This is a genomic window from Falsiroseomonas oleicola, from assembly GCF_019029495.1.
Taxonomy (GTDB): Bacteria; Pseudomonadota; Alphaproteobacteria; order Acetobacterales; family Acetobacteraceae; genus Falsiroseomonas; species Falsiroseomonas oleicola.
In genome coordinates this window covers 647358-660694 of sequence record NZ_JAERQM010000001.1, presented here as the reverse complement: position 1 = coordinate 660694, position 13337 = coordinate 647358, and the positions used below count along the sequence as shown (strand labels likewise).

Below are 13337 nucleotides of genomic sequence, written 5' to 3'. Positions count from 1 at the left end.
CGTGGATCGGAGGCGATGGCAGGTTCAGGGATTCGCGCGTGAAGATGCCGATGGCCTCCTCGGGGCGTCGCCGCGTCGTCGTGACGCCGCAGGGTGGTGGAGTGCCCCCGGCGGAGCCGCGTCAGCCGTCACCTGCGCCGGCGCGGCCGGAAGCCGCCACGCCGCCCGGCATCGCCGAGGCGGTCGAGGCGCCGCGCCCGGCGGATGCGTCCGTCGAGGACCCCTGGGCCGCCCCCTGGGCGACCGCCGCCACGCCAATCCCCGCCGCACCGCTTCCCCCTGAACCGGCCCCCACCCCGCGGCGGCGCTTCCCCTGGCCCTGGCGCCGTGCACGCTCGGCGGAGGCGGCCGTGGCGCGGTTGCGGGCGCTGCCGGAGCCCGCGCCAGCCGAACCAGCCTTGGCGGAACCCCCAGAAGCTGAGGCGGCGCTACCCGACTCCGCCGCGCCGCGCCCCGTGCCGCCACCGGCCCCGCCGCTGCCCAGCCTGCCGCTGGCCGGAATGCCGCCGCTGCCCCTGCCATTGCGCGCGCTGGTGGAGGGCTTTGGCGCGCTCCTGCTGCTGGCGCTGGTCGACCGGCTGGTGACCGGCGGCACCGGCTTCTCGCACTGGCCGGCCTCGCCCTTCATGCTGCCGGTGCTCTATGTCGCGGCCCGCTACGGCATGCTGCCCGGTGTCCTGGTGGCGGCGGCGGCCGGCGTGCTGCGCCTGGGCCTGGCTGTCACCGCCAGCGCCTGGACCACCGGGGCCTGGGTGCTGCCACTGGTCTGGCCGCTGATTGCGGCGGCGATCGGCGCCATGACCGATCTGCGCCGCCGCCGCCTCGCCGCCGCCGAAGCCGCCGCGGCCGCCGCCGCCGAGGATCGCGCGGCCATCGCCGAGGCCAATCAGCGCCTGGCCGAACGGATGCTGGAGCTGGAGGGGCGGCTGAACGGCCGCCTGCAGGCGGGCACCGCCATCTTCCAGGCCGCCCGCATCATGGGCCAGGGGACGGAAGGGGTGATCCGCGGCGCCACCGGCCTGCTGCGCGCGGCGACCGGCTGCACCGCCTGTTCCTTCTGGCTGGCCGAGGACCGCACCCTGCACCTCGTCGCCGCCGAGGGCTGGCCGCAGGGCGCGCCCCTGTCCCACACTTTGCTGCCCGGGCCGCTGACCGATGCCATCCGCCAGGGCCGCGGTGCCCTTGTCGCCACCCGCCTCGCCGACCGGCTGGCCCTGGGGGAGGAGGGGGTGCTGGCCGCGCCGGTGCTCTCGCCCTGGGACGGGCTGCTGCTCGGCATGGTGAAGATCGAGGAGATCGGCTTCCAGGACTTCGGCCTGGATACCATCGCGGCGCTGGAAGCGGCGGCCGGCTGGATCGGCGGCGCCCTGGCCGAGGCGCGGGCGCGGGAGGCTTCCGAATCCGCCGGCGGCATCGCCGGCCTCCAGGGTCCCGCCACGGCCGGCGGGCTGATGGTGCCGGGGGAGGAGGCCGGGCGTGCCATCACGGTGATGACCGGCCTTGCCCGCCGGCTCGGCTTCGACCTGGCGCTGCTCTCCGCCGAAATCCCCGCCGGGCCGCGCGCGGCGGCGGCACTGGAGGCGACGCGGGCGGCGATGGCGGAGGCCTTCCGTGGCTCCGACCTGCTGCTGGAGGCGCGGATGGAGGATCGGCGCCTGTCCATCCTGCTGCCCGGCACCGCCGTGGCCGGGGCGGAGATCGCCGCGACCCGGCTGCGCGCCCTGCTCGCGGCGCGGGCGCCGGGTGCCACGGCGCAGGTGGTCGTGGGGGTGGCGCTGCTGCATGGGCTGCGTGGCGGCGGCTGGCAATCGGCGGGGCTGCATGGCCGCTAGCCCGGTGGTGGAACGACGCCGGAGCCAACGCCGCGGCGCCGCGCGCCCCGCATCGGAACGGCGGGGCGTTCGCGCGCTGCGGCCGGGGGAGGCGATGGGGCTCGCCCCCCTGCTGGTCGGGCTGACGCTGACGCAGGCCGTGGTGGCGCTGCTGCTCGGCCTGGGCTGGTGGGGCGCGGCGCTGGCGCTGCATCTGGCCTGCTGCCTCGCTCTGCCGCTGATCCGCCCGATCCTGCCGGAGGAGGGCTGGTCCGGCGCGGTGGCCCGGCTGCTGTTGGCGCTGCTGCCGGGGCTCGGCCCGCTGGCGGTGCTCGGCGCCCTGGCCGCCCTGGCGCTGGGCATGCCGCGCCGGCTGCGCGCCGCGGTGCCGCCGCTGCCGGAGGATCCGCTGGATGCGCGGCTGGAGGCTCTGGCCACGGCGCGGCCGGGCACGCTGCCGGATGGGCTGCTGCTGGAATCGCTGGCCGATGTGCTGCGCTGGGGCCATGCCGGGCAGAAGGCGCGGGCGCTGGACATCGCCGCCGATCCCGCCCGCCCGGCCGGCGCGGCCCTGCTGCGCCTGGCGCTCGGCGATCCCGACCCGGCGGTGCGGGCGCGGGCGGAGGCGCTGCGCCCCGCGGTGGAACAACGCCTGCTGGACCGGGCGGAGGTGCTGCACGCCGCCGCGCGCGGCGCCGCGGGGGCGGAGGGTCTGGCGACACAGCGGGCGCTGGCCCGGGCGCTGGACCGCGCCGCCCTGTCCGGCCTGCTGGAGCCGGCCGCCGCCGATGCCGCCAGGGCCGAGGCGGCCGGGCTGTGGCAGGCGCTGGCCGAATCGGCCGGCCCGGCCGGCGATGCCGAGGCCGAGGCGGCGCTGGGCCGCGCCTTGCTGGCGCTGGGCGACCTGCCGGCGGCCCGGCTGGCGCTGGACGCGGCGGTGATGCGCGGGGCGGCGGGGGAGGCGAGGCTCGCCTGGCTGGCGGAATGCCTGTTCCGCGCCCGCGATTTCGCGGCGCTGGAAGCCCTGGTGCAGCGCTGGCGACCGGCGCTGGAGCATGCGTCGCGGCGAGGCGCCACCGGGCCCGAGGCCGGCGCCTGGCGGCTCTGGCTTTCGGCGACTCAGCGATGAGCGGGGCCCAGCGATGAGCGGGGGGCGAATGATCCAGGGCGCCGCCGGGGCACTGGTGGCCGGCGCCTGGCTGGGGCCGGCGCTCGCCATGCTGGTCGGGCTCGGCCTGCTGCGGCTGGCCGGCGCGGAGGAGGGATTCCTGCTGCTGCTGACGCTGGTCGGCCTGTCCCTGCTGCTGGGGGCGCCGGCGGCGGTGCTGGCGGCGCTGCGCGGCGTGGTGGCGGCGCCGCTCGGCCTCGCGGCCGGGGCCACGCTGCTGCTCGGCTTCCTGCTGTTCCACCTGGAGGAGGTGATGCCGGTGCGGCAGGCGTTGCCGGCGGCGGTGGCGGCGGCGGCCCTGGCCATGCTCTGGGGCGGGCTTGGCGTGGCGGCCGGGCTGGGCCTGTCGCCGCTGCCGGGGATCGGCGCCGGGCTGCTGCTGGCCGGCGGGCTGGCCTTCGGGCTCGGCGGGGTGGCGGGGGCGCTGTGGGGGCTGGCGGCGGGGGCGGCGCTGGCCGGCTTCCTGGCCGCCGTGCCGGCCGCCGCGGCGCGTATCAGGCCGAAGGCCCTGGCCGGGCCGGCGGCCTGCGGGCTGGCATTGGCTCTGGCGGTGGTGGCCGCGCCGCTGGTCGCGCTGCTGTCCGGCGGGCCGGTGATGGCGCTGACCCTGCCGCTGCTGGTGGCATTGCCCGGCCTGGTGCTGGTGGCGCTCGCCCGGTCGCTGCCGCCCTTCGGCCTGGCCAGCGGGCTGCTGGTGGTGCAGGCGCTGGCGGTGGCGCTCGGCCTGCTGCTGGGGGGCGCGCCGGCCGGGGCCGGGATCGTGATGCCGGAATCGCTGGCGCTCTATCAGATGGCGCTGATCGGCGCCGGCTTCCTGCCCGCCTTCGCCGCGCTCCAGGCGGTGCTGCTGGGCCGTCCGGCGCCGGGGCCGGCGATCCTGTCGGCGCTGCTGCTGGCCGTGCTGTCGGCGGGGCTCGGGCCGCTGCTGACCCTGGCGGCGCCGGAGCTGGCCGCGCATGCTGCGCTGGTCGCGCCGCTGCTGGCCACGGGCTTCGCCTTCTGGCTGGTGCTGCGCGATCCGGAGGATGCGGAGGAGGACCCGGCGTGATGAAGGACCTGCTGCTGGCCATCGACCAGGGCACCACCTCCACCCGCAGCATCCTGCACGGGCCGGATCTGACGCCGCTGGCCAGCGCCCAGCGGCCCCTGGCCCAGCACTTCCCCGCCCCCGGCTGGGTGGAGCACGAGCCGGAGGAAATTTGGGCGGCCACGCTGGCGACGATGCGCGATGCGCTGGCCCAGGCTGGCGTGGGGCCGCAGGCGCTGGCCGGGATCGGCATCACCAACCAGCGCGAGACGACCCTGCTCTGGGACCGCCGCAGCGGCCGGGCCGTCCACCGCGCCATCGTCTGGCAGGACCGCCGCACCGCCGCCCATTGCGCCCGGCTGGCGGCGGAGGGCGCGGCGCCGCTGATCGCGGAGCGCAGTGGGCTGCTGCCGGACCCCTATTTCTCCGCCACCAAGCTCGCCTGGCTGCTGGACAATGTGGGCGGCGCGCGGGCGGCGGCGGAACGCGGCGACCTCGCCTTCGGCACCGTCGACAGCTTTCTTCTATGGCGGCTGACGGGCGGGCGGGTGCATGCGACGGATGCGACCAATGCGGCGCGGACCATGCTGTTCGACATCCGGCGTGGCTGCTGGGACGGCGATTTGCTGAAGCTGTTCGGCATCCCCGCCGCCCTGCTGCCGGAGGTGCGGGACAATGCCGCCGAATTCGGCATGACCGAACCGGGGCTGCTCGGTGCCGCCGTGCCGGTGCGCGGCATGGCGGGGGACCAGCATGCGGCGATGCTCGGCCAGGCCTGTTTCGCGCCGGGCATGGTGAAATCCACCTATGGCACCGGCTGCTTTCTGCTGCTGAACACCGGCGACACCGCCGTGCCCTCGAAGAACCGGCTGCTGACGACGCTGGCCTGGCAGTTGGACGGGCGGCGGACCTATGCGCTGGAAGGCGCCATCTTCATCGCGGGCGCCGCGGTGCAATGGCTGCGCGATGGCCTCGGCATCATCAAGGACGCCGCCGAGAGCGGGGCGCTGGCGGCGCGGGCCGACCCCGCCCAGCCGGTCTATTTCGTGCCGGCCTTCACCGGCCTCGGCGCGCCGCATTGGGATGCGGAGGCGCGCGGCGCCATCCTCGGCCTGACCCGCAACACCGGCCCCGCCGAGATCTGCCGCGCGGCGCTGGAGGCGGTGGCCTTCCAGACCCGCGACCTGGTGGAGGCGATGCAGGCCGATTGGGGCGCGGCGGGGACCACCGTGCTTCGGGAAGCTGTTCCCATGACCACCCTGCGGGTGGATGGCGGCATGACCGCCTCCGACTACGCCATGCAGGCCCTGGCCGACCTTTTGGGCGCGCCGGTGGACCGGCCGGAGGTGCAGGAGACCACGGCGCTGGGCGCCGCCTACCTGGCCGGGCTCCAGGCCGGGCTGTTGCCGCCGCCCGGCCCGGCGGTGGCGCATTGGCGGCTGGACCGCCGCTTCCACCCCGCCATGCCGCGTGCCGAGGCCGACCGCCGCCATGCCGGCTGGCAGGATGCGGTGCGGCGGGTGCTGACGCGATGAGCGCGCTCGCAGCCCTCGGCCTGACCCGCATCATCAACGCCGCCGGCACCGTCACCCGCCTGTCCGGCGGCATCATGGCGCCGGAGGTGGTGGCGGCGATGGCGGAGGCCTCCGCCGTCTGCCTCGACATGCTGGAGGTCCAGGCCGCCGCCTGCCGGGAGATCAGCGACGCGACGGGGGCGGAGGCCGGAATCGTCACCGGCGGCGCCTCCGCCGCCCTGCTGCTCGGCGCAGCCGCCTGCCTGGCGGGGCTCGATCCGCGGGCGATGAACGCGCTGCCGGCGGCGGGACCCCGGCGGGACTTCGTCATGGCCCGCAGCCAGCGCAACATGTACGACCGGGCGCTGGAAGTGGCCGGCGGGCGGATCGTGGAGGTCGGCATCCCGGACCGTTTCTCGGGCGCCGGGGTGCGGGACGCCTCGGCGGCGGAGCTGGCGGCGGCGATCGGGCCGCAGACGGCGGCGGTGTTCTGGGTCGCCCAAGATTGGTCGGAACCGCCGCTGGCGGAGGTCGTGCGCCTGGCCCATGCCGCCGGGGTGCCGGTGCTGGTGGATGCGGCGGCGCAATTGCCGCCCTTGGCCCATCTGCGCGGCTTCCTCGATGCCGGGGCCGATCTCGTCGCCTTTTCCGGTGGAAAGGCGATCGGCGGGCCGCAGGCGAGTGGCATCCTGGCCGGGCGGCGGGACCTGGTGGCCAGCGCGCTGCTTCAGATGCTCGACCTGGATGTGCCGGAGGGCCAGTTCCGCCTGCCCGCCGAATTCGCCGGCAACCAGGCGCTGCCCTTCCTGCCGCGCCACGGCATCGGCCGGTCCTGCAAGGCGGGGAAGGAGGAGGTGGTGGGGCTGCTGGTGGCGCTGCGGCGCTTCCAGGCGGAGGGCGATGCGCCCCGCCGGGCGCGGATGCAGGCGCGGTTGGAGGCGGTGCGGGCGGCGATGGGCGACACGCCCGCCGAGATCACCCCCGGCGCCACGCCGCTGCTGCTGATCCGCTGCGCCGATCCCGCCCAGGCGGCGCGGATGGAGGCGCTGCTGCGCGCCCGGCGGGTGCATCTGAACCAGGGCCGGATGCGGGAGGGTGTTCTGGTGGTGCATCCCGCGGCGCTGGTGGAGGATGACCTGATGGCGCTGGGGCAGGCCCTGGCGTCAGCCTTCGCCTCTGCCGGCAAAGCCGGTTAAGCTCGGGGCCGTGACACGCCGGGAGATCCCTTTCATGCGGCCTGCGCTGATGGCGCTTTCGATCCTGGCGCTGGCCGGTTGCGCCGAGCTGCGCGCCCCGCCGCCCTCCGCCCGCATCCCCGCCGTGCTGGGAGCGGGCAATGCCGACCCGCTGCGGGATGCGGTGGGGCAGGCGGCGCTGGCCTATGCCGATGGTGGGCGGTCGCTGTCCAACAACCCCGCCGCCATGGCGCGGGCGGCGGCGCAGGTGGAACTGATGACGGTGGAGTTCCAGCGCGACCTGCGCTGGGCGCCATTGCCCTCCGGCGTGTTGTTCGAGCTGCGCGGGGCGAGGCTGGAAGGCCGCGCGGCGCTCGGCATCCGCGCCGGCGCCGATCCGGATGCGGTCGTGCGGGCGCTGGCCGCCGCGCATCTGGCGCTGCGGCGCGATGACCGGGCGGCTGCCGCCGCGGCCCTGCGCGCCGAATTGTTCGAGCCGGGCGGGGCGGAGAGCCTGGCGCTGCTGACCCGCCCCGGCCCGCTGCCGCAGGGGCGCATCGCCACCTCGCTGGCGCGGGATGAGGTGGAGCGGCTGGCGCGCAGCCGGGTCTGGGGCCTGACCGGCGCGCTCGACCCGCATTCCGGCTGGGTGGATCCGGAGCCGGGGCGGGGGCTGGGCATCGGGCCGCGCTGAGGGATTCCCTCAGCGCCCATCACTAATCCTTCGCCTGCACCCGCACATAGCTGCCGGGGGCATCGCCCAGCCCGGCATCGGCGGGCTGGCGGGCGGGCACCATCTCCTTGTCGATGGCCGTGACCCAGCGCTGCCAGTCCGGCCACCAGGACCCGGCGAGCTCCGTCGCGCCCTTGAACCAGTCATCCGGATCGGGTGGCAGGCTGGTATTCACCCAGTGGCTGTATTTGCCCGAATCCGGCGGGTTCACCACGCCGGCGATATGGCCGGAGGCGGCGAGGACGAAGCGGGTCTTGCCGCCATAGATCTGGGTGGCGCGATAGGTGGATTTCCACGGCGCGATATGATCCTCCCGCGTCGAGATCAGGTAGCTCGGCACCTTGATCCTGCGCAGGTCGAGCTTCACCCCGGCCAGCTCGATGGTACCCGGCTTCACCAGGTCGTTCTGCTGGTACATGCGGCGCAGGTAGAAGCTGTGCATCTTCGCCGGCATGCGCGTGGAATCGTCGTTCCAGTAGAGCAGGTCGAAGGGAAACGGCTCCTGCCCCATCAGGTAGTTGTTGACCACGAAGGACCAGATCAGGTCGTTGGCGCGCAGCATGTTGAAGGTGGTCGCCATCTCCCGCCCTTCGAGGAAGCCCTTCTTCGACATCTTCTCCTCGATGCCCAGAAGCTGTTCCTCGTCGATGAAGACGCCGAGTTCCCCGGCCTCCTCGAAATCCGTCATGGTGACGAAATAGGTGGCGGATTTGATCCGCGTGTCCTTCTTGGCGGCCATATGCGCCAGGGTGGAAGCCAGCAGCGTGCCGCCCAGGCAATAGCCGATGGCATTGACCGCCTTCTCCCCGGTCGCGGCCTCGATCGCGTCGAGCGCCGCATAGGGGCCTTCGCGCATGTAGTCCTCGAACCCCTTCTCCGCGAGGTTCTCGTCCGGATTGACCCAGGAGACGACGAAGACGGTATGGCCCTGCTCCACCGCCCAGCGGATCAGGCTGTTCTTCGGGCGCAGGTCGAGGATGTAGAACTTGTTGATCCAGGGCGGCAGGATCAGCAGCGGGCGCTTCAGGACCTTCTCGGTGGTCGGCGTGTACTGGATCAGCTCCATCAGGTCATTGCGGAACACCACCTTGCCGGGGGTGACCGCGATGTTCTCGCCGACCTTGAACTTGCTGTCGTCGGTCATGCGGATGCGCAGGTTGCCCTTGCCGCGCTCCAGGTCGGCCAGCAGGTTGGACAGGCCCTTCAGCAGGTTCTCCCCGCCCGTCTCCGCAGTGCGGCGCAGCACTTCCGGATTGGTCATCAGGAAGTTCGAAGGGCTCATCGCATCGACGAATTGCCGGGTGTAGAAATCCACCTTCTGGGCCGTCTTGTTGTCCAGCCCCTCCGCCCCCTGCACCACATTGGTGAAGTAGCGGGCCGAGAGCAGGTAGGACTGGCGGATGAAGTCGAAGACCTCATTCTCCCGCCACGCCTCGTCCTTGAAGCGCTTGTCGCCCTTGGTTTCCTCGATCACGGGGGCGGAGGTCTCGCCCATCATGCGCCGGGCGGTGTTCTGCCAGAGCGTCAGGTAGTCCTGCCAGAAGCCGATCTGCGCCTGCATCAGCCGCGCCGGATTGGCCATCAGCCGCGTCGTCATGTCGAGGAAGGCGCTGCCGATATGCAGGGGATCGGGGCCGGCCGCGGGGGCGCCATCGGACTGGCGCTTCAGGAAATCGCCGACGATGCGCTGCCCGCGTTCCGCCACATCCGCCATGGTGCGGGAGACCAGCGCCGGGTCGGGCAGGCGGAAGCTGGCGGCCGCGCCCTTGTCGCCGGCCTCCGGAGCCCCGGAACCCGGCTTCGAACCATCCTGTTGCGCCATGCGCCCCCCAAAAGCCCATCCCGGCCCGGCTGCTCGGGTGACTCTTCCCGCCGAGACCCGCCTTGGCGCTTTCGCCCGCGGGTGGTTCGGGGTAACCCCCTGCGCAGGAGAATTGGCGCGAAGGATTGGGAAGCCATGCACCCGCGCGTCGGATGCCACGGGAAACATCGGGAAGGTAGGGCCCGCGGGGCGTGCGATCAAGCGCGCGCGCCCTTGATGCTGGCCTGCGCCCTGCTGCTGGCCGGTTGTTCCGGCGGCGTGCCGCAGGATATCGACCCGCGCTACTGGTGGCGCAATGTCAGCGGCGGCTATCTGGATGGGCGCGAACCGCCGCCGGGCCGCGATGCGCCCTATCCCAACCTGGCGACCGTGCCGCCCCGGCCCACGGTGCCGGACGCCGCCGAGCGCGCCGCACTGACCGAGGCGCTGGCGGCCGACCGCGCGGGATCGCGCAGCGAGCTGACCGGTTCCGCCACGCCGCGTCCAGCGGGGGAGGGGGTGCCGGCGCCGCCCGTCATCGCCGCCTTGCCGCCGGTGCGGCTGGACCCGGTGCCCGCGCCAACCCCGCCGGTGCCCAGCCAGCCGGCCGTGGTCGCGCCTGCCGCCGCCGCCCCGGATGCGCCGCCACCGCCGCCCGCCGCCGCGGTGCCGCCGCCGCTTTCCGGCCCGCCGGCCGCGCCTTCCGGCGACCTGCTGGCCCCGCCGCCACCGCCGGGCGCCGATCTGCTGGCGCCTCGCCGGGACTGACGCCTTCCGCTATACTTCCGCCCCCTTCATCCACGGACCCGACCAAAATGACCGAGGAGTTCCACCGCATCCGGCGCCTGCCGCCCTATGTCTTCGCCGAGGTGAACTCGGCGAAGGCCAAGGCGCGCGCAGCCGCCGAGGACATCGTGGACCTCGGCATGGGGAATCCGGACAGCCCGACGCCGCCGCATATCGTGGCCAAGCTGATCGAGGCGGTCGCCGACCCGCGCACCCATCGCTACAGCGCCTCCAAGGGCATTCCGGGCCTGCGCAAGGCGCTGGCCGGCTATTACGAGCGCCGCTTCAACGTGAAGCTGAACCCGGAGACGGAGGTGGTCGCCACCCTCGGTTCCAAGGAAGGCCTGGCCAATCTGGCGGCGGCTATCACCAGCCCGGGCGACACCATCCTGGTGCCCAACCCCTCCTACCCCATCCACCAGTTCGGCTTCGTGCTGGCCGGTGCCTCCGTGCGCTCCATCCCCTGCACGCCGGACGATGCGATGCTGGAGGCGCTGGACCGCGCCGTGCGCCATTCCGTGCCGAAGCCCACCGCGCTGATCGTGAATTTCCCGTCCAACCCGACGGCGATGCTGGCGGACCTGTATTTCTACCGGAAGATCGTCGAATTCGCGCGCAAGCATGAGATCTTCATTCTTTCGGATCTCGCCTACGCCGAAATCTACTTCGGCAGCGCGGTGCCGCCGTCGATCCTGGAGGTGCCGGGGGCCAAGGATGTGGCGGTGGAATTCACCTCCATGTCCAAGACCTACAACATGCCGGGCTGGCGCATGGGCTTCGCCGCCGGCAATCCGCGGCTGATCTCGGCGCTGACGCGGGTGAAGTCCTATCTGGACTATGGCGCCTTTGCGCCGATCCAGATCGCCGCCGCCGCCGCGCTGAACGGCCCGCAGGACTGCGTGCAGGAGATGCGCGACCTGTACCGCGAACGCCGCGACGTGATGGTGAAGGGCCTCGCCTCCGCCGGCTGGCAGGTGCCGGTGCCGGAAAGCTCCATGTTCCTCTGGGCGCCGATCCCGGACCGCTTCAAGCATATGGGTTCGGTCGACTTCTCGAAGCTGCTGCTGGCCAAGGCGAAGGTCGCGGTCGCGCCGGGCATCGGCTTCGGCGAGCATGGCGACGGCCATGTCCGCATCGCGCTGGTCGAGAACAGCCAGCGCATCCGCCAGGCGATGCGGGGGATCAAGACCTTCCTCGCCGCCGACAATGCCGGCCCGGTCGAGCACCCTGACGCCGCCTGAACTGGCCGCCTGAACTGGATTGAAGAGCATGACCAAGCCGCTTTCCGTCGCGGTTGCCGGCCTCGGCACCGTGGGTGCCGGGGTGCTGACCCTGCTGCGCGACAATGCCGCGACGATCGCGGCGCGTGCCGGCCGGCCCATTGCCGTCACCGCCGTCTCGGCCCGCGATCGCACGCGGGATCGTGGCGTCTCCATCGCCGGGCTGCGCTGGTATGACGACCCGGTGGCGCTGGCGCATGACCCGCAGGTGGATGTGGTGGTGGAGGCGATCGGCGGCACGGAAGGCCAGGCGGCCGATCTGGTCCGCGCGGCGCTGAACGCCGGCAAGCCGGTGGTCACCGCCAACAAGGCGCTGCTCGCCGTGCATGGCGCCGAACTGGCCGAACTGGCCGAGGCCAAGGGCGTCGCCCTGTCCTACGAAGCCGCTGTCGCGGGCGGCATCCCGGCCATCAAGGCGCTGCGGGAAGGCCTGGCGGCGAATGACATCACCCGCGTGCTGGGCATCCTGAACGGCACCTGCAACTACATCCTGACGCAGATGCGCGAGCGCGGCATCGAATTCGCCCAGGCGCTGAGCGAGGCGCAGAAGCTCGGCTATGCCGAGGCCGATCCGGCCTTCGACGTGGATGGCATCGACGCCGCCCATAAGCTGGCGATCCTGGCCGCGCTGGCCTTCGGCCGCCCGGTGGATTTCGGGGCCGTGCATGTGGAGGGCATCCGCGCGATCTCGGCGCTGGACATCAAGCTGGCGGAGGAACTGGGCTACCGCATCAAGCTGCTCGGCATCGCCCGGCGGACGGAGGCGGGGATCGAGACGCGGATGCACCCCTGCATGGTGCCGGTGGCGCACCCCATCGCCCGCGTCGATGGCGTGTTCAACGCGGTGGTGGCGGAGGGTGATTTCGTTGGCCGCATCGTGCTGGAAGGCCGTGGCGCCGGGGCGGGGCCGACCGCCAGCGCCATCTGCGCCGACCTGATCGACATCGCCCGTGGCCGCACCACCCCGGTCTGGGGTGTCGCGACACGGGACCTGTCGCATGCGCCCTCCGTGCCGATGTCGAAGCGCGTCGGTGCCTATTACCTGCGGCTGATGGTGGTGGACCGCCCCGGCGTCATCGCCGATGTCACCGCCGCGCTGCGCGACAATGCCATCAGCCTGGAATCCATGCTCCAGCGCGGTCGCGCGCCCGGGGAGGCGGTGCCGGTGGTGGTCACCACCCATGATTGCGAGGAGGCGCAGATGCGCGCCGCCATTGCCCGGATCGAGGCCTTCGAGGCGGTTCTGGAAGCGCCGGCGCTGATCCGGATCGAGACGCTTTGACCCTGGCCAGGCTTCAGCTGTCGCAAAGACAATTAGGCGATTGGCGCGGGGGGGAGTTAAGGCTGGTCGATGGACCTTATGAAACCAGCTCGTACCATAAATTCCACAGATGCGGCGGGACGATACTCGGAGAAAAACTGTCGTATCTCGACGTGTAGCGATCGGGCCCATGTAAGCGGATTTCGCCCATCATTATTAAAAAATTCCTCCCTCTTCCTCACTAAATCGGACATTGGTTCTTGAAAGTGGAGGGTGGCATTTCTGTATCGGCGTAGTTCTTCCCCCTTCTGGGGAATCATGTGCTGAATCGACCCCCAGTGGACCTGAAGATTTAGGTCTTTTGACCAAGTTATTGATGAATAAAACTGAACTACTTCCTTGCTAGCGAAAGCTTCGGCGACGACATATAGTGTCGCGAGCCAGAGTTGCGCATAGGACTGATATCTTACCGTTTTAATATTGGAAAGTTTACCTTTTGCGATTAGTTCCTTGTGAAGGCTGTGTGTCTGTTCGAACATAATGTCAGATGCCTGAAAATAGTAATCATGAAGTCTGATTAGGAGATCGTTTTCAGGCGGCGGCATTTCGATGGGCATGGGGCGCTCCTAGCGAAAATATGATTTATACGAAATGATCGGGGCTGGGCTCGGAAATTACAATAAGAAAAAATACGACGGCAGCAAATACACGAGCCGAGAGGAAGCTTGTCAGCGCATCAGTAGTGCTTGGCCATGCTGAGCCAGTTTTTCACGTCGCCAAA

At 72.0% G+C, this 13337-nt stretch carries 10 protein-coding genes; 9 read left to right on the top strand and 1 reads right to left on the bottom strand.

Translation table 11 applies throughout. From position 1 onward, the window contains the following. The first annotated feature begins 38 nt into the window (after window positions 1–38). From JJQ90_RS03175 to JJQ90_RS03150, 6 genes are all read left to right on the top strand, one after another. Window positions 39–1832 carry a hypothetical protein gene (locus JJQ90_RS03175; protein ID WP_216872988.1) on the top strand — a complete coding sequence of 598 codons (1794 nt, stop codon included), beginning with the start codon at window positions 39–41 and terminating at the stop codon, window positions 1830–1832. 94 nt (window positions 1833–1926) lie between these two features. Continuing rightward, window positions 1927–2940, top strand: a complete 1014-nt coding sequence (locus JJQ90_RS03170; RefSeq protein ID WP_216872987.1) for a hypothetical protein — start codon at window positions 1927–1929, stop codon at window positions 2938–2940. A gap of 28 nt (window positions 2941–2968) precedes the next feature. After that, on the top strand, window positions 2969–4027 hold the full coding sequence (locus JJQ90_RS03165) for a hypothetical protein (protein ID WP_216872986.1): 1059 nt from the start codon (window positions 2969–2971) through the stop codon (window positions 4025–4027). Continuing rightward, window positions 4027–5541 (top strand): glycerol kinase GlpK, encoded by a 1515-nt coding sequence (gene glpK / locus JJQ90_RS03160; protein WP_216873749.1) that lies wholly within the window; start codon window positions 4027–4029, stop codon window positions 5539–5541. The genes JJQ90_RS03165 and glpK overlap by 1 nt, the downstream gene beginning before the upstream one ends. Further along, window positions 5538–6716 (top strand): aminotransferase class V-fold PLP-dependent enzyme, encoded by a 1179-nt coding sequence (locus JJQ90_RS03155; protein WP_216872985.1) that lies wholly within the window; start codon window positions 5538–5540, stop codon window positions 6714–6716. Before glpK ends, JJQ90_RS03155 begins: the two co-directional genes overlap by 4 nt. A gap of 34 nt (window positions 6717–6750) precedes the next feature. After that, window positions 6751–7389, top strand: a complete 639-nt coding sequence (locus tag JJQ90_RS03150; RefSeq protein WP_216872984.1) for a hypothetical protein — start codon at window positions 6751–6753, stop codon at window positions 7387–7389. Window positions 7390–7411: 22 nt separating this feature from the next. Here JJQ90_RS03150 and JJQ90_RS03145 read toward each other — a convergent pair whose 3' ends face one another. Continuing rightward, window positions 7412–9250, bottom strand: coding sequence for a class I poly(R)-hydroxyalkanoic acid synthase (locus tag JJQ90_RS03145; RefSeq protein WP_216872983.1), 1839 nt, complete (start codon window positions 9248–9250; stop codon window positions 7412–7414). A 216-nt stretch (window positions 9251–9466) separates the two neighbouring features. On the opposite strand from JJQ90_RS03145, the gene JJQ90_RS03140 reads away from it, so the two are divergent. From JJQ90_RS03140 to JJQ90_RS03130, 3 genes are read left to right on the top strand one after another with little or no spacing between them, the layout of a single operon-like run. Next, entirely contained in the window at window positions 9467–9997 is a 531-nt protein-coding gene (locus JJQ90_RS03140) for a hypothetical protein (protein WP_216872982.1), read from the top strand. A 47-nt stretch (window positions 9998–10044) separates the two neighbouring features. Next, window positions 10045–11256, top strand: coding sequence for an LL-diaminopimelate aminotransferase (locus JJQ90_RS03135; RefSeq protein WP_216872981.1), 1212 nt, complete (start codon window positions 10045–10047; stop codon window positions 11254–11256). 28 nt (window positions 11257–11284) lie between these two features. Then, window positions 11285–12577 carry a homoserine dehydrogenase gene (locus tag JJQ90_RS03130; protein WP_216872980.1) on the top strand — a complete coding sequence of 431 codons (1293 nt, stop codon included), beginning with the start codon at window positions 11285–11287 and terminating at the stop codon, window positions 12575–12577. Window positions 12578–13337: the final 760 nt, after the last annotated feature.

What these genes read in the sequence shown, in the direction of transcription:
- JJQ90_RS03130 (WP_216872980.1), top strand. Translation starts at nt 11,285, where the DNA reads ATGACCAAGCCGCTTTCCGTCGCGGTTGCCGGCCTCGGCACCGTGGGT.
- JJQ90_RS03150 (WP_216872984.1), top strand. Translation starts at nt 6,751, where the DNA reads ATGCGGCCTGCGCTGATGGCGCTTTCGATCCTGGCGCTGGCCGGTTGC.
- JJQ90_RS03165 (WP_216872986.1), top strand. Translation starts at nt 2,969, where the DNA reads ATGATCCAGGGCGCCGCCGGGGCACTGGTGGCCGGCGCCTGGCTGGGG.
- JJQ90_RS03145 (WP_216872983.1), bottom strand. Translation starts at nt 9,250, where the DNA reads ATGGCGCAACAGGATGGTTCGAAGCCGGGTTCCGGGGCTCCGGAGGCC.
- glpK (WP_216873749.1), top strand. Translation starts at nt 4,027, where the DNA reads ATGAAGGACCTGCTGCTGGCCATCGACCAGGGCACCACCTCCACCCGC.
- JJQ90_RS03155 (WP_216872985.1), top strand. Translation starts at nt 5,538, where the DNA reads ATGAGCGCGCTCGCAGCCCTCGGCCTGACCCGCATCATCAACGCCGCC.
- JJQ90_RS03170 (WP_216872987.1), top strand. Translation starts at nt 1,927, where the DNA reads ATGGGGCTCGCCCCCCTGCTGGTCGGGCTGACGCTGACGCAGGCCGTG.
- JJQ90_RS03140 (WP_216872982.1), top strand. Translation starts at nt 9,467, where the DNA reads ATGCTGGCCTGCGCCCTGCTGCTGGCCGGTTGTTCCGGCGGCGTGCCG.
- JJQ90_RS03135 (WP_216872981.1), top strand. Translation starts at nt 10,045, where the DNA reads ATGACCGAGGAGTTCCACCGCATCCGGCGCCTGCCGCCCTATGTCTTC.